The 18,828-nt window shown below is 63.0% G+C and carries 16 protein-coding genes; 5 read left to right on the top strand and 11 right to left on the bottom strand.

Annotation, left to right across the window (positions count from 1 at the left end; all coding sequences use genetic code 11):
* Positions 1–171: 171 nt before the first annotated feature.
* The 3 genes from QCE63_RS08375 to QCE63_RS08365 form a co-directional block, all read right to left on the bottom strand.
* Positions 172–1,470 carry an RNA polymerase sigma factor gene (locus QCE63_RS08375; protein ID WP_309832280.1) on the bottom strand — a complete coding sequence of 433 codons (1,299 nt, stop codon included), beginning with the start codon at positions 1,468–1,470 and terminating at the stop codon, positions 172–174.
* On the bottom strand, positions 1,467–1,865 hold the full coding sequence (locus QCE63_RS08370; RefSeq protein WP_309832279.1) for a VOC family protein: 399 nt from the start codon (positions 1,863–1,865) through the stop codon (positions 1,467–1,469). Before QCE63_RS08370 ends, QCE63_RS08375 begins: the two co-directional genes overlap by 4 nt.
* A gap of 116 nt (positions 1,866–1,981) precedes the next feature.
* A complete protein-coding gene (locus tag QCE63_RS08365) occupies positions 1,982–2,335 on the bottom strand; it encodes a YciI family protein (RefSeq protein WP_309832278.1) in 354 nt (117 codons plus the stop codon).
* A gap of 498 nt (positions 2,336–2,833) precedes the next feature.
* Between QCE63_RS08365 and QCE63_RS08360 the strand changes: the two genes are divergently transcribed.
* Together QCE63_RS08360 and QCE63_RS08355 are read left to right on the top strand one after the other, a co-directional pair.
* Positions 2,834–4,807, top strand: a complete 1,974-nt coding sequence (locus QCE63_RS08360; RefSeq protein WP_309832277.1) for a hypothetical protein — start codon at positions 2,834–2,836, stop codon at positions 4,805–4,807.
* Positions 4,808–5,119: 312 nt separating this feature from the next.
* Positions 5,120–5,515: a DUF2917 domain-containing protein gene (locus QCE63_RS08355; protein WP_309832276.1), complete on the top strand. Its 396-nt coding sequence runs from the start codon at positions 5,120–5,122 to the stop codon at positions 5,513–5,515.
* Positions 5,516–5,540: 25 nt separating this feature from the next.
* Here QCE63_RS08355 and QCE63_RS08350 read toward each other — a convergent pair whose 3' ends face one another.
* Positions 5,541–7,199, bottom strand: coding sequence for a tannase/feruloyl esterase family alpha/beta hydrolase (locus tag QCE63_RS08350; protein WP_309833736.1), 1,659 nt, complete (start codon positions 7,197–7,199; stop codon positions 5,541–5,543).
* Between the two features lie 123 nt (positions 7,200–7,322).
* Positions 7,323–8,183 carry a LysR family transcriptional regulator gene (locus QCE63_RS08345; RefSeq protein ID WP_309832275.1) on the bottom strand — a complete coding sequence of 287 codons (861 nt, stop codon included), beginning with the start codon at positions 8,181–8,183 and terminating at the stop codon, positions 7,323–7,325.
* A 150-nt stretch (positions 8,184–8,333) separates the two neighbouring features.
* Here QCE63_RS08345 and QCE63_RS08340 point away from each other — a divergent pair, with 150 nt between their 5' ends.
* Both QCE63_RS08340 and QCE63_RS08335 read left to right on the top strand, forming a co-directional pair.
* Positions 8,334–9,737, top strand: coding sequence for a DHA2 family efflux MFS transporter permease subunit (locus QCE63_RS08340; protein WP_404990092.1), 1,404 nt, complete (start codon positions 8,334–8,336; stop codon positions 9,735–9,737).
* A 42-nt stretch (positions 9,738–9,779) separates the two neighbouring features.
* Positions 9,780–10,775 carry an aldo/keto reductase gene (locus QCE63_RS08335; protein ID WP_309832273.1) on the top strand — a complete coding sequence of 332 codons (996 nt, stop codon included), beginning with the start codon at positions 9,780–9,782 and terminating at the stop codon, positions 10,773–10,775.
* An 18-nt stretch (positions 10,776–10,793) separates the two neighbouring features.
* Here QCE63_RS08335 and rarD read toward each other — a convergent pair whose 3' ends face one another.
* Positions 10,794–11,669: an EamA family transporter RarD gene (gene rarD / locus QCE63_RS08330; protein ID WP_309832272.1), complete on the bottom strand. Its 876-nt coding sequence runs from the start codon at positions 11,667–11,669 to the stop codon at positions 10,794–10,796.
* A 313-nt stretch (positions 11,670–11,982) separates the two neighbouring features.
* Here rarD and QCE63_RS08325 point away from each other — a divergent pair, with 313 nt between their 5' ends.
* Complete coding sequence (locus tag QCE63_RS08325) at positions 11,983–13,035, top strand: AI-2E family transporter (protein ID WP_309832271.1); 1,053 nt, start codon at positions 11,983–11,985, stop codon at positions 13,033–13,035.
* Here QCE63_RS08325 and QCE63_RS08320 read toward each other — a convergent pair whose 3' ends face one another.
* The 5 genes from QCE63_RS08320 to QCE63_RS08300 form a co-directional block, all read right to left on the bottom strand.
* A complete protein-coding gene (locus QCE63_RS08320; RefSeq protein ID WP_309832270.1) occupies positions 13,036–13,497 on the bottom strand; it encodes a lysozyme inhibitor LprI family protein in 462 nt (153 codons plus the stop codon).
* Entirely contained in the window at positions 13,467–13,682 is a 216-nt protein-coding gene (locus QCE63_RS08315; RefSeq protein WP_309832269.1) for a hypothetical protein, read from the bottom strand. Before QCE63_RS08315 ends, QCE63_RS08320 begins: the two co-directional genes overlap by 31 nt.
* A 19-nt stretch (positions 13,683–13,701) precedes the next feature.
* Positions 13,702–15,225: a SpoVR family protein gene (locus tag QCE63_RS08310; RefSeq protein WP_404990091.1), complete on the bottom strand. Its 1,524-nt coding sequence runs from the start codon at positions 15,223–15,225 to the stop codon at positions 13,702–13,704.
* Positions 15,226–15,361: 136 nt separating this feature from the next.
* The gene (locus tag QCE63_RS08305; protein WP_309832268.1) at positions 15,362–16,627 is read right to left on the bottom strand and encodes a YeaH/YhbH family protein; all 1,266 of its coding nucleotides are present in this window, start codon (positions 16,625–16,627) and stop codon (positions 15,362–15,364) included.
* 235 nt (positions 16,628–16,862) lie between these two features.
* Positions 16,863–18,785: a PrkA family serine protein kinase gene (locus tag QCE63_RS08300; RefSeq protein WP_309832267.1), complete on the bottom strand. Its 1,923-nt coding sequence runs from the start codon at positions 18,783–18,785 to the stop codon at positions 16,863–16,865.
* Positions 18,786–18,828 lie beyond the last annotated feature (43 nt).

Below are 18,828 nucleotides of genomic sequence, written 5' to 3'. Positions count from 1 at the left end.
AGCCCCGAATAGACGCGTCATCGTCAACGTGCGCCTCGCAGGGCAAAACCCGACATTTCTAATGAGCCCAAACCCGACATTACTAAAAAGCGCTGACATCAAAAAGTTAGATATTTTGTCTTATGTTAAATAGACAATGCGCTTCCAGAACCCGCTTCACCCCAATCCCTGTCACCCCATCTCCCGCGCTCGCTCCAACAAAAACGCCCGCTCCCGTGCGTTCTTCGCCAACGCCGCCGCGCGCTCGAACTCCGCGCGTGCTTCCTCCGTGCGTCCAAGCCGCGCCAGCAAATCCGCCCGCACGCTGGGCAGCCATTGGTAATGCTTCAACGCCGGCGCCTCACGCAACGCATCCACGATCGCCAGCGCTTCGGCGGCGCCATACGCCATGCTGACCGCCACCGCGCGATTGAGTTCGACCACCGGCGTCGGCGCGATCTTCACCAGCACGTCGTAGAGCGCGACGATCATCGTCCAGTCCGTCTCCGCGGCCGTCGGTGCGCGCGCATGACACGCCGCCAGCGCCGCCTGCAACGCATACACCCCACGGGCGCCGCCCAGCGCCTCTGCGTGCTTCAGCGCGGCCAGCCCGCGCCGGATCAACAACGGATCCCAGCGGCTGCGGTCCTGATCCGGCAACAGCACCGGACGGCCCTGGCCGTCGACGCGCGCCCGGGTCCGCGACGCCTGGATCTCCATCAACGCGACCAGTCCGTGAACCTCGCTCTCATCCGGCATCAGCCCGGCGAGTATCCGACCGAGCCGCAACGCGTCCTCGCACAGCGCCGGCCGCATCCAGTCGTCGCCGGCCGTAGCCGAGTAGCCTTCGTTGAAAATCAGATAGAGCACTTCGAGCACCGAACCGAGACGCTTCGCGCGCGCCTCGGCCTGCGGCATCTCGAACGGCACCCGTGCCGCCGACAACGTGCGTTTCGCCCGCACGATGCGCTGCGCGATCGTCGGCTCCGGCACGAGAAACGCCCGCGCGATCTCATCGGTCGTGAGGCCGCCGATCAATCGCAAGGTCAACGCCGCCCGGGCATCGACGGACAACACCGGATGACATGCCGTGAAAATGAGCCGCAGCAGATCGTCGCCAATGTCGTCTTCCTGGGCGGCAGCGAGCGCATCGACGAAATCGGGCGTGACGTACCCCTCGTGCGCCTCGAGATCGTGTCCATATTCCTCGTGCTTGCGTGCGTGCAACGCATGCTGCCGCAACCGGTCGAGCGCCTTGTTCTTTGCTGTCGTCATGAGCCATGCCCCCGGTTTTTCCGGCACGCCCGTCTCGCTCCAGTGCTCCAGCGCCGCGACGAACGCATCCTGCGCCAGTTCCTCGGCGAGCGCGACGTCGCGCACCACGCGCGCCACGCTCGCAATCACCTTCGCCGACTCGATGCGCCACACCGCATCGATGGCGCGCCTGGCCGTATCGTCCGCGACCGCGGGCCGCGTGTCCGGCCCGCTCACGCGGCTTCCGGGTTCATGTGCACCAGCTCCCAGATGTGTCCGTCGAGATCCTCGAAGCCGTGGCCATACATGAAGCCGTGATCCTGCGGCTCGCGCGGCGCCCGACCGCCCGCGGCAAGCGCCTTCGCCACCAGTTCGTCCACCTCTGCCTGGCTCTCGCATGACAGGCACACCAGCACCTCGGTGCTCTGGCTCGCGTCGACGATGGGCTTCTCCGTGAAAGTCTTGAAGAAGCTTTCCACGAGCAACATCGCGTAGATGTTTTCGCCGATCACGAGACACGCGGCGTCGTCGTTGGTGAAGGCCGCGTCGAAGCTCAAGCCGAGCGCCTTGAAGAAACTCATGGAGCGTCTGAGATCGCGGACCGGCAGGTTCACGAAAATCTGTTTGTGCATCGTGTGTGTCTCCAGGTTGAAATCGCGCGGCCGTTCAATCACCACGACGAACGGCGCGGGTCCGAATCGACATGAGGGCTATCGAGAAAATCTACCGGATGCGGGAAAACACCCGGTCAAAAGTAGCAAGGCCCGGTTTGGCGAACTTCGACGGTGCACCACGCCGCGGCAGGACATTCGGCAGCAATGGCGACGGCCTCCGCGCGTGTCTCGCAGTCGAGCAGAAAGAAACCGCCGATCATCTCCTTCGCTTCTGCAAACGGCCCGTCGACGACCCGGGTGTCGCCGTGCGCCGCCGACACCCGCGCCGCCTCCTTCTGCGAAGTCAGCGATTCGACGGCCCGCAATACGCCGCGCGCCTTGAGGCCGTCGGCGAACTGGACCATTTGCCGATAGGCTTCACGCCCCTCTTCCTGAGTCCGCTGACCACGTTGTTCGACCGGTTCGACGATGAGTAACAGATACGCCACGACGTCCTCCTGAAAATTTTTTAGCGGGATCCAAGTTAAACCGTCCAACGCGCATCGGCAAGACTGACGGGCCTGAGCGTTTCTTATGACGATTCATTGATTCATCATACGTTACAAGTCATTACGCGCTCTTACTCACTGTAACGAGGCTTTCCTAGTAGGATTCGATCCGAAGCACGTCTTACTAATGTTCGTGCGCGCACTGTGCCCGATGGGCTTTTCTGCTAGCGAACCTGCTGTACGCCTGGCAGCGCCTGGCGCAATTCCGGTGGTTCCGTCTGAATTCTTTGCTCGTGGTTCGACGAGCGAAGCGAACCTTTGCGTCCGTGTCTCCGGACGTCGACGTTCGAACCGATTAACGCCGCGCTAACGCCGCGCGAGACACCGCTTTGGCCGGATGGCTTCGTGCCTGTCCCTGCCTTTCCGTCAATAACTCCCGATGCCGCTGGCGTCGCCGGAAGCGCCCTGCTGCGCGTCCGGTTCCTGTGCTATGACACGATGATCAAGAATCCTTTCCTGCTTTCGACGCTCGCGCTGGCGCTCGCTGCCTGCGGCGGCGGTGGTGACGGCAATTCGCCTGCCTCGACCAGCGCAGCCGGCACGTCCGGCGCCGCCAGCGCCAGTGCTTCCGGCACGCAAGCGGCAAACGTCGCGCTCGCAAGCGATGCTGCCACGACCGCGCAAGCCGTCGCCAACGCGGCTGCCAATCTGCGTCTCACGTGTGCAACGCCGGCGGTGTCGTCGGCCTCGGGCGGCGGTGGCCAGATTACCGTCGATACACCGGGCTCGGACGGCTCGCGCATGTTCGCGATCAATTCGAAGTTCAAGGTGGCGATCACCACGCGCCCCGGCTCGGCCGATACGCTCAAGTGGACCATCGCCGACGCGCTCGGCAAGACGGTCGCCAGCGGCAGCTTCGCAGCGCCCGCCGCGGCCACGACGACCACCCTCACCTGCAGCTCGAACCTCGCCGGTTACTTCGCCGTGTCGGCAACGCTCGCCAACAGCGGCGGCCAGGTGCAGACCTCGGGCACGCGGCCGAACGGCATCGCGACCTTCGGCGTGATTTCGGACGTCTCCGGCGTGATTCCCGCCGTCACGTATGCGAAGCAGGAGCAGCATCGTTTCGGCATGCAGGGCTTCAACGACAACGGCACGATGCTGTCGGCGCTCGGCATCACTTCGACCATCGACGACCGTCAAATGAACGTGATGGAGCCGAACGGCCGCTACACGTTCAAGCCGACCGCCAACAACCTCGACCCGTTCTACACGTCGGGCAAGGTCATGCGCCTCGTGCGTCTCGATGGCCTGCCGGGCTGGGCCAGCATGCATGGCCTCAATCCGGACTACGGCTATATCCCGAACGACCTGGGCTATTACCGTGACTACATGACGCGCGTCGGCCAGGAAACCGAAGCGATCCGCGCGAAGTACTACCCGACGATGTCGGCGAACTACTACCAGGTCACGTGGGAACCGTATATCCAGTGGAAGGACACGGACAAGAACTTCGTCGCGCTGTATCAGCGCACGTACGAAGGGCTGCATGCCGGCGATCCGCACGCGGTCGTGATGGGCCCGGCCGAGCCGTTCCCTTCGCTGACGACCGATCGCCTGAAGCGTCTTGCGCCGCTGGGTCTCGCGCAGTATCTCGACGGCATCGCCACGCACGGTTACTACGACGCGGGCACGTCGCCTTCGCATCCGCCGGAGCGCCGTCACACGGAGCCGAATCCGGCCGACGCCGCCAACTCGCTGCTCAACGAGATGCGCAACCTGCGCGCGGAAATGGCGAAGGACTACAAGCCGAACATGAAGCTGTTCGTCACGGAAACCGGCATCAGCTATGACGTGGGTTCGAGCTACGGTCCGAACTATCCGACGCCGAACATCCTGTTCGCGCATGGCGCGGTGGTCGCGCGCACGCACCTCATCCTGCTGGGCGAAGGCGCGGATCAGACCTACGTGTTCTTCGGTCCGGATTTCCCGGGCGAGGCAGGTTACGGCACGTTCTTCGACCTCGATCATCCGCAGGCCGAGTTCGGCACGACCAACATCAGCCCGAAGCCGGCCGCGATGGAAGTCGCCACGATGACTCGCGTGCTCGACGGCACCACGACCCTCGGTCCGGTGAACAGCCTGCCGTCCGGCGTGTATGCGTACTCGTTCCAGCAGCTGAACAACGGCCGGGTCATTACCGCGCTTTGGACGCATAACAACTCGGTATGGCCGGCGTCCAACGGCAGCTTCAGCACCACGTACAGCACGAGCTACAAGCTCAACGTCGATGCCGCCGGCTCCAGCGGCACGGTGCAGCTGATCGACGCGATGGGCAACGTATCGAGCGTGCCGTATTCGAACGGCGCGGTCACGCTGACGCTCACCGAGTCGCCGCAATACGTCGTCTCGACCAATGCGACCGTCGCGAAGAGCAACTCGACCCGACCGCAAGGTTATACGGGCATGTAAGTCAGCCCTTGCGTGAACCCGGCGCAGGCCTGCCCTGCTCCGGGTTTTTTTCATGCGGCCGTCATCGCGACGGTTGACAAGTCCGCGCACGCCACACGATACTGCGACACATGCACGCCGCCCTCTCGCTCTCCATCGCTGCGATTAAAAACCGTATGAACGCCATTCGTGGCGGGTCTACGGAACAGCGTGTGCGCTAGCGAAAGAGCAAACACAAGGCAGCAATGAGTTCCGAAGGCCCCGCCGCAAGACGGGGCCTTCTTGTTTTTGCGTGCAAGGCTTCCGTCTCCGGCTCACTCACTGGAGAGCAGCATGGAAGAGTTGTCGCAAGGTTCTGCATGTCAGGGCGTCGGCCACGGTGTCGCGTCGGGCCGCATCGGCGCGGCTGGATCGTCCGGGACGCGCATCGTGGTCTTTGTCGAGGTTCATCCGCACCGGACCGCGTCATGGCGTCTGTCGCGCGACGCCGAATTGCGCGTCGTCGATGCATCCGTGTGGCTCACACGTCATCAGGATCCCTACGATTACTGGTTGAAGGCCGGCGACGTCGTGCGCCTGTCGCGCGGCGAGCGGGTCTGGCTATCGACGGAAAGCGCGCATGCGGTCGAGGTGTCGCTGACCTCGTATCGCGGCGTCATGCACGGACGCGCCGTGCGCTGGCTCGCGAAAGTCTGGCCGCGCATCGGGACGCGCCCGATGAACGCTTGATAAGGCGCGTGTTCGCCCAAACCGTTCAGGGTTCGACGCAACGGAAGTTCGCCGCGCTGTTGATGCTGCCCTTCCCCATATAGCGCGGATAGTTCGGATAACGGCATATCGGGCGCGTGCGGCCATTGGTGGCCGGCGCGATGTCGCTGCCGACGAGCGTTTCCGGGGCGACGCCGTTGCTCACCCATTCGTCCAGCGCGCCGAGTTCGTCCCACGCCGGAATGAACACGCCGTTGCCGTGCTGAAAGCCCGGGACCATGTAGAGCCGCATGAAGGATTCGACCGTATCGCGGCCGTAATGATCGATCAGGTCGCGGTAGAACGCGATCGTCTGGTTCGGGCTGATGACTTCGTCGGAGAGGCCGTGCATCGCAATCAGCTTGCCGCCGTGCGCGATAAATGCGGAGAAGTCCGGGTTCATCGCGCCGACCGTGTAAGCGAGCGTCGTCAGACGCTGTTTGAAGCGGCCCGGATTGTCGAGGTCGAATGCGAGCCCGCTGAAGGACAGATCGCGCGTAACAAAGTAGCGGATGTAGGCGTCGCCTTGCGCGAAGAGATAGCCGTTCGCGGCGAAGGTCGGCGGACTGAGCAGCGTCGGCGAATCGCCGAGGCCGAGCGCGCTCGTGAAATCGACGCCCTGGAACACGTTGTAGCCGGGATAGCGGACCACGCCATAGGCCAGCGCGTAAGGCAGCGTGAGTCCGTCGCGCAGCGTTTCGAGCGTGTCGATCTGCGCGTCGGACAGACAGCTGTCGCGCAAGGACGGACGCTGCCCATTCGTGCAGCGCAATGACGCGATGATCTGCGGCTCCAGTTTCCTGCACGCCTCGACATTGCTGACGATGCCATCCGCGGCGCCGTCGAGCTTGTCGCATTCGTGCACGACGGTTTCGAACACGCGCCGCTGCTGCGCCAGTCCGACAAAACCGTTCGGCGTCGCATATGACGACTGGCCGACTTTCACGCCCATCAGCCGCACGCCCGAGAAGTTGATCGCGGGCGCGTTGGCGATGACGCCGTCATAGTCGTTCGGAAAGCGCTCGATCACCGCGAAGCCTTCGCGGCCGCCGGTCGAGCCGCCCGCGAAATAGGTTTTTTCCGGCGTGCGGCCGTAGCCCATCTGGATCAGCGCGAGCGCCACGTCGCGGGTTTTCTTCAGATGCCCGAAGCCGAAGTTGACGATCGCCTCGTCGTTCATGGCGAAGTCCGCGCGCCCCGAGTTGCCCACGTGGCCCGAGTCCGAGCCGAAGGTCGCATAGCCGCGCGCGAGCGGCGTCGAATCGGGCGCGAACGGCATCGGCTCGGTGCCGGACACGATGGTCCCGTTGTAGCCGCCGCCGCCCATCTGCAACGCGCGGCCGTTCCAGCGGCTCGGCAGGTTCACTTCGAAGCGGATGTCCGGCGTCGTATCCTGCAGGGCCTTGATGAAGCCGGTGATGCGGCAGTATTCGCCGTTGCGGTTGCCCGGCGCCGCCGCCTTCACGACCCACGCCGAGACGATGGTCGCGCCGCGCGTCGGCAGACCGATGATCGATGCGGGCACGTGCTGGCCTTCGAGATCGTCGCAATGCTTGGTCACATAGGCCGCGGCATGCGCGTGGCCGAAGGCCGCGAGCATGATCGTCGCGAGGCAGGCGCGCAGGCGCCACGGAGCGGAACAGAGAGAGCGCAAAAGGCGGAACACGTCGTGGAGGGGTTGCGTCAAACGCCGCACACTATAAGAGAACAAATTGTCGCCGGCCATCGGGGACGGCGGGTCGTGACGGTGGCATCACCCGCGTGCCGATGCGTTGTGCCGGTCATGTGTTCATTCGCCATCCCATTTCCCCCGCAGGTCGCTGTCCTGCAGAAGCTGTAGCAAGGTTTCGGCCGGACGGCCCGGGTGTTTCGAGCCGAACACGATGAACTCCACTTCCGGCAGAACGGGAAGCTCGGTGCGGTTCATCGGCGGCGCCAGGCCGCGCGCCACGAGAAAGTGCGACCGCACGGTCAGTCCCAGTCCGCCGCGCGCGGCCGCAATGCATCCCGCGTGACTGCTGCTGGTGCAGACCATCTGCCAGCTCGCGCCGGTCATGGCGAGCGTATCGAGCACGAGGCCGCGCGTGACGCTCGGCTCCGCCACGAGGATCAGCGGCAGCGGCTGGCTCGTGTCCACTACGGTGCCGGTCTTCGCGAGCCATTCCAGCCGCCCGGAAAACAGCCGCGTGCCGCGCGGATCGCCGAGCCGACGTTTGCCGACGGCGAGATCCAGTTCACCGGCATCGACCATCTGATAGAGCCTGCCCGTCATGCCGATGGTGATTTCGAGTTCGACGTCCGGATGCGTGTCCCGGAACGCCGCGAGCACGCTGGGCAGCGGCCCGAGCGCCAGATCGTCCGACGAACCCAGCCGCACCCGCCCGCGCAGACGCGGCGAGCTGAACTGCGACTGCGCGTGCGCCATCGCCTCGAGAATGACGCGGGCGTGGATCAGCATGGCTTCGCCGTCGGCGGTGAGCGCCAGCGAATGCGTGTCCCGCACGAACAGACGCCGCCCCACACTCTCCTCCAGGCGCCGGATATGCTCCGAGACGCTCGACTGCCGCAGACCCAGTTGACGCCCGGCGTCGGTGAAGCTGTGCGACGCGGCCACGGTCGCGAAAGTTGTCAGCCAAACCGGATTGAGCATGCGCCATTGTGATCGCCAAATCCGATTGCAGTCAATGCGGCCAGCGGGCTTCCCGATGACGCCCCGATTCACTAACATGTCACAGTGCGCGCAGGAAGCGGCCTTTCGCCGCCCTTTCGATGCCGCGCCGTATCGGCCTCATCTCCCCACATGAACGAAGAGTCTTCGCACACGGCGCTTTTATGGATCGTCGCCGTGGGCTTTTTCATGCAGACGCTCGACACGACCATCGTGAACACGGCGCTGCCGTCGATCGCCCGCAGTCTTCATGCCGCGCCGCTCGCGATGCAGTCGATCGTGGTCGCCTACACGCTCACGATGGCGCTCCTGACGCCCGCATCCGGCTGGCTCGCGGACCGCTTTGGCACCCGTCTGGTCTATTCGGTATCGATTGCGCTGTTCGTGATCGGCTCGCTCACCTGCGCGAGCGCGCACACGCTCAATCAGCTCGTGCTGGCGCGCGTGCTGCAAGGAATCGGCGGCTCGATGCTGCTGCCTATCGGCCGCCTCGCCGTGCTGCGCGCGGTGTCGGGGGAAGCCTACGTGTCGGCGCTCGCGATGATTTCCGTCGCCGGCCAGATCGGCCCGATCCTCGGCCCGACGCTCGGCGGCTGGTTCGTCGAATCCTTCTCGTGGCACTGGATCTTCCTGATCAACGTGCCGATCGGCGCGCTCGGCATCTACGCCGTGCAGCGCTTTCTGCCTAACGACGCGGTCCACGACGTGCCGCCGTTCGATTTCGTCGGCTGTGGCTTGCTGTCGCTATGCATGGTGTCGTTCTCGCTGGCGCTGGATTCTCCTGTCGATACGCATCGCGGCGCCGTCTCGGCGGCCCTGTTCGCGCTCTCGGTCGTGTCGGCGCTGGCGTACATCCCGTATGCGCGCCGCAAGCGCAACCCGCTGTTTCATCTCGGGCTGTTCAGCGAGCGCAACTTCAGCGTCGGACTGGTCGGCAACCTGGTCTGCCGGATCGGCTCGGCCGCCGTGCCGTTCCTGCTGCCGCTGCTGATGCAACTCGAACTCGGCTACAGTCCGCTGCATTCGGGCCTGATGATGCTGCCCATCGCGATCGCCGGCACGATCAGCAAGCGCTGGATTCCCGGGCTCGTGAAGCGCTACGGCTACGACACCTTCCTGCTCGTCAACACGGCGCTGGTCGGCGCGTCCATCATGGCGTGCGCGCTGTTCTCGCCGTCCTTGCCGCTCGCCGTCGAAATCGCGATTCTCGCGCTGTTCGGCGCATGCAACTCGATGCAGTTCGCCGCGATGAACAGCGTCACGCTCAAAGGTTTGTCGAGCAAGGACGCGGGCAGTGGCAACAGCCTGTTCTCGATGGTGCAGATGCTGGCGATCGGCCTGGGCGTGTCGATCGGCGGCTCGCTCGTGCAGGTGTTCCAGGGACCATTTTCGACCTCGACCGGCTTCCGCCTGAGTTTCGCGTGCATGGGGATGGTCACGCTGCTGTCGTGCCTCGTGTTCCGCCGGCTTGAAGCGGCGCCGCGCGGCACGCCGCCCGCGCCGGTGCGGGCAGCGCCTGAGCGCCAGACAGGCTAAGCTGTCTGGCGCAGCGGATTATCCATTTTCGGGAGCACAACCTTGCAATACGGCAAATTCGGCAACACCGGCCTCACCGTCTCGCGTCTCACGCTCGGCACGATGACCTTCGGCCTGCAAACCGGCGAGGACGCGTCGCGCAGCATCATGGACCGCGCCGCCGAGGCCGGCGTCAATTTCATCGATACGGCGAATGTCTACCCGCTTGGCAGCGGCCACGATCTCGCGGGCCGCACCGAGGAGATCGTCGGACGCTGGCTGAAAGGACGGCGCGACGACTTCGTTCTCGCCACCAAGGCGGTCCATGAGATGGGCCCGCACGCATGGCAAAAAGGCGCGTCGCGCAAGCATCTGCTCGATGCCATCGACGCGTCGCTCAAGCGCCTGAACACCGATTACGTCGATCTCTACCAGTTGCACAACGACGACCGCGACACCCCGCTCGACGAGATGCTCGAAGCACTCGACACCATCGTGCGGCAAGGCAAGGCGCGCTATGTCGGGGTATCGAATTTCCTGGCCTACCGGCTCGCACGCGCGCTCGGCCGCGCGGATGTCAGGCAGTGCGCGCGGTTCGTGTCGGTGCAGCCGCGCTACAACCTGCTGTTCCGCCAGATCGAGCGGGAACTGCTGCCGCTCGCGACGGAGGAAGGTCTCGCCGTGATTCCGTACAACCCGCTCGCGGGCGGTCTCCTGACCGGCAAGCACAGTTACGGCGCGGGACCGGGTGAAGGCCGTTTCAGCGAGGCCGTCGGCAAGGCGGGCGCGATGTACACGCAGCGTTACTGGCACGAGCACGAATTCCACACCATCGAGACGATCAACGGGATCGTTGCGCCGACGGGACGCTCGCTCGCAAGCACGGCGCTCGCGTGGGTGCTGGCGAATCCTGCGGTGACGTCGGCGATCATCGGCGCGAGCCGGCCGGAGCAACTGACCGAAACGCTTGCCGCCGTCGATCAACCGCTCGATCCGGACATCAAGGCGAAACTCGATGAAGCGACGGCCGAGTATCGCTTTGGCGACGCGTTGCGCTGAAACGCGCGCGGCACGCGTTCACAGGCGCGCGGCGCGCGCCCGGTAGAAGCCTTCCAGCGAATACAGTGCGAGCGCGGCCCAGATCGCGCCGTAGCCGATCAACTGGTCGTGGCCAAAGAACTCCTGATAGATGACGACGCCGATCAGCAATTGCAGCGTCGGCGTGATGTACTGGATTAGGCCGAGCATCGACAGCGGAATGCGCCGCGCGCCGGCCGCGAACAGCAGCAAGGGCACGGCGGTGACGGGCCCCGCCGCAGCGAGCAACAGCTTCACGCCGGTCGATGCATGCCCGAAGCCGCTGCCGCCATGCGTGTTCAGAAAGAACAAATACACCAGCGCGACGGGACACAGCAGCATGGTTTCGAGCGTCAGTCCCTCCAGCGCGCCAAGCGAAGCGGTCTTGCGCAGCAGCCCATAGCCACCGAAGGTCAGCGCCAGCGCGAGGCTGATCCATGGCGGCGCGCCGTTCACCCAGGTAAGCCACACGACGCCGAGCGCGGCGACCGTCACGGCGATCCACTGCACGGGCCGCAGCCGCTCATGCAGGAACGCCATCCCGAACAGCACGTTGACGAGCGGATTGATGAAGTAGCCGAGGCTCGCCTGCACGATGCGCCCGTCGTTGACCGCCCAGATATAGATGCCCCAGTTCGCGGAGAGCAGGACGGCGCTGGCGGCGAAGCGCGCCAGCAGCCGCTTGTTGCGCAGCACCGGGCCGAGCCATCGCCACTGGCGACGCAGGGTCATCACGATCAGCAGGAAGAGCATCGACCACGCCATCCGGTGCGCCAGCATCTCGACCGCGCCGATGGAATGCAGCGCCTTGAAGTAAATCGGAAACAGCCCCCAGATGGCAAAGGCCGAGAATGCGTAGACGACGCCTGGATTCATGATTCGATGCTCTGCGCGGAAGCAGTGCGGACGGACGGTCGGTTTTTCGTTCGTGGGCCTGGCCGGCTTGCCGTCGGACGGAAAGCGATCCGCAAGGAAGTGAAGCCGGATTTTAGTCGACAAGTAAGCTTGCGCTCCAGCAGCAATTCGCGGGTTTGGTAAATCTTTCCGAACCCTTGGCGGTTTTGGCGCTCGAATCAACGCATTGGGGACGCACGCAGGCGCGCGACAGCATGGCTCGCTTCTTGCTCTCCGCTTGCCTTTCCATGCAACTCGGCGCCATCGCCCTGCCCTTTTGGTCACACGCTCGCGAATGAACAATCAAACGACTCACCAGAACTTCTTTCATATCCTGCTGTTCGTCGTCACGGTAGCGCTCGCCTGGGTATTGCTGCCGTTCTTCGGTGCCATCTTTTGGGGAGCGATTCTCGCGATTCTGTTCCAGCCGATGCAGCGTTATCTCGCTGCGCGCTTCGGCAAGCGTCGTAACCTCGCCGCGCTGACGACGCTCGCCGCAGCCATTTTGATCGTGATCATTCCGCTGGCCGTGGTGATGGTGACGCTGGTGCAGGAAATCGCGCTGGTCTATGCGCGCATCAAGAGCGGCGATCTCAACTTCGGGCTGTATTTCCAGCACGTGCTGCATGCGCTGCCGATGTCCGTGCAGCAGTTGCTCGGGCGCTACGGGCTCGACGATATCGTCGGCGTGCAGCACAAGCTCATGGACGGCGCGACCCAGATCAGCCAGTTCGCGGCTACCCAGGCGCTCTCGATTGGACAGAACACGTTCCAGTTCGTCGTGAGCTTCGGCGTGATGCTGTATCTGGTGTTCTTCCTGCTGCGCGACGGCGGTGAGATTGGCCGGCGCATTCGCCGTGCCATTCCACTCGATGCCGAGCCGAAACAGCATCTGATCGCCAAGTTTACGACCGTCGTGCGCGCGACCGTGAAGGGCAATATCGCGGTGGCGGCCGTGCAGGGCTTGCTGGGCGGGTCGATCTTCTGGATCCTGGGCATCAACGGCTCGCTACTGTGGGGCGTGCTGATGGCGTTTCTCTCGCTGTTGCCGGCGGTCGGCGCGGCAATGGTGTGGGCGCCGGCGGCGATCTATTTCTTCATGACCGGGCAAGTCGTCAAGGGATTGATTCTCGTGGTGTTCTGCGTCGTGGTGATCGGGCTCGTGGACAACGTGCTGCGGCCGATCCTGGTCGGCAAGGACACGAAGATGCCCGACTGGGTCGTGCTCATCTCCACGCTGGGCGGGATGGCGTTGTTCGGGATCAATGGCTTTGTCATCGGGCCGCTGGTAGCGGCGCTGTTCATGGCCAGCTGGGATCTGTTCTCGCAGGATGAGGCGGGGGCGTAGTTACCTGGGTGGCAGGCTGGAGGTCGCGTTGCGAAGGTCATCGGCGCGTGCGGTGTTGAGGGAAGCCGCGCACGCCAGTTGCCCGATGTCGTGAGCGTTGCCGGCTGCGCCGCCGGTGAGGGACGCGATCAGCCCGCATTGCGTCGCGCGGTAATGCCTGAAGGCGCGGTTTGCTTGCACGAGATTGTTTTGGGCTGACCGAACGTATCGATCGTCTTCATCCCATCGGGAAAGAGTTACGGCGGCATCACGCTCGGCGTGTTCCAGCTTCGACTCGCTTTCAGAGGCCTTCGCGGCGAGACAGTCACGCAGCCCTGCTTGCGAGAATTCACTGCACGCCAGGCGCGACTCGTGTTCGCTTTCGACCGCGGCGAGCGGCGCGCTTGAGATGAACGTCGACAAGATTGCCAAGGTCAGGGTCAGGGTCAGGGTCAGGGTGGAGACAGATATTTTTCTTTGCATTTTGTCGGGATATCGGCTGCATGAATCAAGGCCAGTTTCCGCTCGCAGAACTGGATCGCCGCGTCGGATTCATCCTGACGAAGAACGCGTGCGCCGTTCACCGGATTTTTCTGAATTCCACGCAAAAGGTCTCTGGCAAACCGCAAATAAAAAACCGGCTTTACTTGCGTAAAGCCGGCTCTCATCGAACAGTCACCCCGCCTGTCAGCGCCCCTCCGGCGCCACATACCTGCACTCGAACCGCTTCCTCACCGTCCCGTTCTCATCGACGCTTTCCAGATACACGTCGAACTGCCACAAGCGCGCCATGTGCTTGAGCACTTCGTCGCTGTCATTGGCCAGATGGCGGTTGTCCGTCATGAAGTGCCGCAGCGTCAGACTGCGGTCGCCCCGCGTGTTCACCGAATACACCTGGATATTCGGCTCGCGGTGATGAATGTCGTATTGCCTTGACAGCGCCTGCCGCACATACCGGTATCCACTGCCGTCGTGAATGGCCGAGACTTCGAGCGCATCGCGCATGTCGTCGTCGAGAATCGCGAACAGACGCATCTCGCGAATCAGATGCGGCGACAGATACTGCGCAATGAAGCTCTCGTCCTTGAAATTGCGCATCGCGTAGTGCAGCGATTCCAGCCAGTCGCTGCCGGCCAGTTCCGGGAACCACTCGCGGTCCTCGTCCGTCGGGTTTTCGCAGATGCGGCGAATGTCGCTCATCATCGAAAAACCCAGCGCGTATGGATTGATGCCGCTGTAGTAAGGCTTCGTCACCGGCGGCTGATACACGACGTTCGAATGCGAATGCAGGAACTCCATCATGAAGCCGTCCTCGAGACGGCCTTCGTTATAGAGGGTGTTGAGCAGCGTGTAGTGCCAGAACGTCGCCCAGCCTTCGTTCATGACCTGCGTCTGCCGCTGCGGATAAAAATACTGCCCCACCTTGCGAACGATGCGGATGACCTCCCGCTCCCACGGTTCCAGCAAGGGCGCGTTTTTCTCCGCGAAGTACAGCAGATTCTCCTGCGGCTCGGGCGGATAACGGCTTTCGTTTTCCTCGGCGGTTTGTGCTTTGCCCTTCGGCAGCGTGCGCCAGAGTTCGTTGACCTGCGACTGCGCATAAGCTTCGCGCTCACGCCGCATCGCGGCTTCCTTCGCCAGCGAAAGCTTCTGCGGACGCTTGTAGCGGTCCACGCCGTAGTTCATCAGCGCATGGCATGAATCCAGCAGTTCTTCCACCCGGTCCAGCCCGAAGCGCTCCTCGCATTCCGCGATGTAATTCTTCGCGTACACGAGATAGTCGATGATCGCGTGCGCATCCGTCCACAGACGGAACAGGTAATTGCCCTTGAAGAAGGAGTTGTGCCCGTACGCGGCATGCGCGATCACGAGCGCCTGCATCGTCATGGTGTTTTCTTCCATGAGATACGCGATGCAGGGATTCGAATTGATGACGATCTCGTACGCGAGGCCCATCTGCCCGCGCCGATAGCCTTTCTCGGTCGAGAGGAAGTGCTTGCCGAACGACCAGTGCCGATAGTTCACCGGCATGCCGACAGACGCATAGGCGTCCATCATCTGCTCGGAGCTGATGATTTCCAGCTGGATGGGATAGGTGTCGAGCCCGTAGCGATTGGCGACACGGGAGATTTCGGCGTCGTACTCTTCGATCAGCTCGACGCTCCAATCTGACGGGCACGGCAGCGGCCGCCGTTTCTCTGCAACATTCATCCTGCTTTCCTCGTGCGTCGCCGCGGACGCGTTGCGTTGCCAGGTGCCGGGACCGGCCGGGAATCCACACGATCGCAACACGATCGTCCGTGCCTTCCCGCCGAACCGCGCGACTCGATTCGCGTGATGCCGCAGACTACGCCGCGGCCTGCTGCTTCTCGAACAGCTCGCGGAATACCGGGTAGATGTCCGCGGCCGAATCCACCTTCTTCATGGCCAGCTCGGGCGCTCCGAGCGCGAGCTGGGCATATTCCAGCCAGAGATTCTGCTCCTCTGGCGCAACTTGAATATAGGCAAAATACCGGACCTTCGGCAGGATGTCATCGGCCAGCAGCTTGCGGCACTTGGGCGAGTCGTCGGTCCAGTTGTCGCCGTCGGAGGCTTGCGCCCCGTAGATGTTCCATTCGGATGGCGAATAGCGTTCGTCCATGATCTTCTTCATCAGTTCGAGCGCACTCGACACTACGGTGCCGCCGCTTTCGGTGGAGTGGAAGAAGGTGTCCTCATCCACTTCCTCGGCGCGCGTATGGTGCCGGATGAACACGACCTCGATCTTCTCGTAGTTCCGCTGGAGGAACAGATACAGCAGGATGAAGAAGCGCTTGGACAGGTCCTTGCGCTGCTCGTCCATCGAGCCGGACACGTCCATCAGGCAGAACATGACGGCCTTGCTCGACGGCGTCGGCTGCTTGACGCGGTTGATGTAGCGCAGATCGAAGGGATCGATGAACGGAATGCGCGTGATCCGGCCCTGCAGGATCACGATTTCCGCTTCGAGCCGCGCGATCTCTTCCGCGTCGCCCTTGTCTTCCTTCAATTGTTCGAGTTGGCGCTCCATCTCGCGCAACTGCGCCGAGAGCGGGAAGCCGAGCGCGATGCGACGGCCTAGCGCGCTGCGCAGCGAACGCACCACGTCGATGTTGTTCGGCGTGCCTTCCGCTGCCCAGCCCGCGCGCACGTTCTTCCACGTGGGCACGGCGAGCAACTGGGTCTTGACGAGGCGCGGCAGTTCGAGATCGTCGAAGAAGTACTGCATGAACTCTTCGCGCGACAACTCAAAGACGAAATCATCCTGCCCTTCGCCCTCGTTGCTGGCGCTCTTGCCGCCGCCGCCCGCGCCGCCCGGCGGACGGGGAATCTTGTCGCCGCGAATGTAGTCGGCGTTGCCCGGATGGACGTACTCGCGCTTGCCGCCCGGTCCATGACGGAACGACGGCTCGGAGATGTCCTTCTTGGGAATGGTGATGCTCTGGGTGCTTTGAATGTCCTTGATGCTGCGATCGCGCACCGCGTCGGACACCGCGCGGCGAATGTAACTCTTGACGCGTCGCAGAAAGCGCTCGCGATTGGCGATGCTCTTGTTCTTGCCGGCTAACCTGCGGTCGATGATTTGGTGCAGCACATCCAGTCTCCCGCGTAATGGGCGAGATGGCGAGGCGCTGCGGGAGCCTTCCAACGGTCGCAGCGTCTCTGACTCGCAAACTGTCCACTGAGCCGGCCAGCGCAAACTTCACGCCCGTACGGCCAGTGACATCATAACTCCCGCGCTGCGCGGGACCGGAACGGACGCAGGCGTCCGTTCCGGTCGATCGGTGCGTGCCCGCAAAACGCGCTGGCGCGCACCTTCCCACCTTACATCATGACGACTTGCGCACGCGCAGATACCAGTCGCACAAGAGGCGCACCTGCTTCGGCGTGTAACCCTTGGCGACCATGCGATTGACGAAGTCCTCATGCTTGCGCTGCTCTTCGGCCGAGCCTTTCGCATTGAACGAAATGACCGGCAGCAGTTCTTCCGTGTTGGAGAACATCTTCTTCTCGATCACGACGCGCAGCTTCTCGTAGCTGATCCACGCGGGATTCTTGCCGCCATTGGCCGCGCGCGCGCGCAAGACGAAGTTCACGATCTCGTTGCGGAAGTCCTTCGGGTTGCTGATGCCCGCCGGCTTTTCGATCTTCTCCAGTTCGGCATTGAGCGATGCGCGGTCGAAGCTCTCACCGGTGTCGTGGTCGCGGAACTCCTGGTCCTGAATCCAGAAGTCGGCATAGGTCACGTAACGATCGAAGATGTTCTGTCCATACTCCGAATAGGATTCGAGATACGCGGTCTGAATCTCCTTGCCGATGAACTCGGCGTAGCGCGAAGCCAGCACGTCCTTGATGAACGACAGGTACTTCTGCTCCGTTTCCGGCGGGAACTGCTCGCGCTCGATCTGCTGTTCGAGTACGTACATCAGGTGCACCGGATTGGCCGCGACCTCGGACGAATCGAAGTTGAAGACGCGTGACAGGATCTTGAACGCGAACCGGGTGGAGACGCCTGTCATGCCTTCGTCCACGCCCGCGTAATCGCGGTACTCCTGATACGACTTCGCCTTCGGATCCGTGTCCTTCAGGTTCTCGCCGTCATAGACCTGCATCTTCGAGAACAGGCTCGAATTCTCTGGCTCGTGCAGGCGCGTGAGCACGGCCATCTGCGACATCATCTTGAGCGTGCCCGGTGCGCAGACCGCCTCGGCGAGGGACGAATTGCGCAGGAGCTTCTCGTAGATCTTGATCTCTTCACCGTAGCGCAGGCAGTACGGCACCTTCACCACGAAGATACGATCGAGCAGTGCTTCGTTGTTCTTGTTGTTGCGGAACGCCTTCCATTCCGACTCGTTCGAGTGAGCGAGGATGACGCCGTCGAAAGGAATCGCGCCGAAGCCTTCCGTGCCCTTGAAGTTGCCTTCCTGGGTCGCGGTCAGCAACGGATGCAGCACTTTGATCGGCGCCTTGAACATTTCAACGAATTCGAGCAGGCCCTGATTGGCGAGACACAGGCCACCCGAGTAGCTGTACGCGTCGGCGTCGTCCTGCGAATAGGTTTCGAGCTTGCGGATGTCCACCTTGCCGACGAGCGACGAGATGTCCTGATTGTTCTCATCGCCCGGTTCGGTTTTGGCAATGCCGATCTGGCGAAGGATGGACGGATAGCGGCGCACGACGCGGAACTTGCGGATGTCGCCGTTGTACTCATGCAGGCGCTTGACGGCCCACGGCGACAGGATGCTCTTCAAGTAGCGGCGCGGGATGCCGTACTGCTCTTCGAGCACCGGGCCGTCCTCGTCGTAGTCGAACAGGCCCAGCGGCGATTCATTGACGGGCGAGCCCTTGATGGAATAGAACGGGACCCGTTCCATGAGCTGCTTCAGTCGTTCGGCGATTGACGACTTGCCGCCGCCCACCGGCCCCAGCAAATACAGGATCTGCTTCTTCTCTTCCAGACCCTGTGCCGCGTGCCGGAAGTACGACACGACGTTCTCGATCACTTCCTCCATGCCGTAGAACTCGCGGAACGCCGGGTACACCTTGATGACCTTGTTTGCAAACACACGCGATAAACGCGGATCGAGGCGAGTGTCGACCATTTCCGGTTCCCCGATGGCCGTCAACATGCGTTCGCCCGCTGTTGCATATGTGGCAGGATCATCTTTGCAGAGCGCGAGATATTCTTCGAGCGAGAACTCCTCCTCGCGTGTTTTTTCGAAGCGGGTCGCGAAACTGCTGTAGATATCCATGCTACCTCCTCGCCGAAGTCAGAAAGCTATGCCGTGCGCAACG

This window comes from Caballeronia sp. LZ065, from assembly GCF_031450975.1.
GTDB lineage: Bacteria > Pseudomonadota > Gammaproteobacteria > Burkholderiales > Burkholderiaceae > Caballeronia.
The sequence above is the reverse complement of the archived record's forward strand: the minus strand, read 5'-3'. Positions and strand labels throughout refer to the sequence as shown.

What these genes read in the sequence shown, in the direction of transcription:
- QCE63_RS08300 (WP_309832267.1), bottom strand. Translation starts at nt 18,785, where the DNA reads ATGGATATCTACAGCAGTTTCGCGACCCGCTTCGAAAAAACACGCGAG.
- QCE63_RS08355 (WP_309832276.1), top strand. Translation starts at nt 5,120, where the DNA reads ATGGAAGAGTTGTCGCAAGGTTCTGCATGTCAGGGCGTCGGCCACGGT.
- QCE63_RS08340 (WP_404990092.1), top strand. Translation starts at nt 8,334, where the DNA reads ATGAACGAAGAGTCTTCGCACACGGCGCTTTTATGGATCGTCGCCGTG.
- QCE63_RS08310 (WP_404990091.1), bottom strand. Translation starts at nt 15,225, where the DNA reads ATGAATGTTGCAGAGAAACGGCGGCCGCTGCCGTGCCCGTCAGATTGG.
- QCE63_RS08325 (WP_309832271.1), top strand. Translation starts at nt 11,983, where the DNA reads ATGAACAATCAAACGACTCACCAGAACTTCTTTCATATCCTGCTGTTC.
- QCE63_RS08345 (WP_309832275.1), bottom strand. Translation starts at nt 8,183, where the DNA reads ATGCTCAATCCGGTTTGGCTGACAACTTTCGCGACCGTGGCCGCGTCG.
- QCE63_RS08315 (WP_309832269.1), bottom strand. Translation starts at nt 13,682, where the DNA reads ATGAGAGCCGGCTTTACGCAAGTAAAGCCGGTTTTTTATTTGCGGTTT.
- rarD (WP_309832272.1), bottom strand. Translation starts at nt 11,669, where the DNA reads ATGAATCCAGGCGTCGTCTACGCATTCTCGGCCTTTGCCATCTGGGGG.
- QCE63_RS08320 (WP_309832270.1), bottom strand. Translation starts at nt 13,497, where the DNA reads ATGCAAAGAAAAATATCTGTCTCCACCCTGACCCTGACCCTGACCCTG.
- QCE63_RS08360 (WP_309832277.1), top strand. Translation starts at nt 2,834, where the DNA reads ATGATCAAGAATCCTTTCCTGCTTTCGACGCTCGCGCTGGCGCTCGCT.
- QCE63_RS08370 (WP_309832279.1), bottom strand. Translation starts at nt 1,865, where the DNA reads ATGCACAAACAGATTTTCGTGAACCTGCCGGTCCGCGATCTCAGACGC.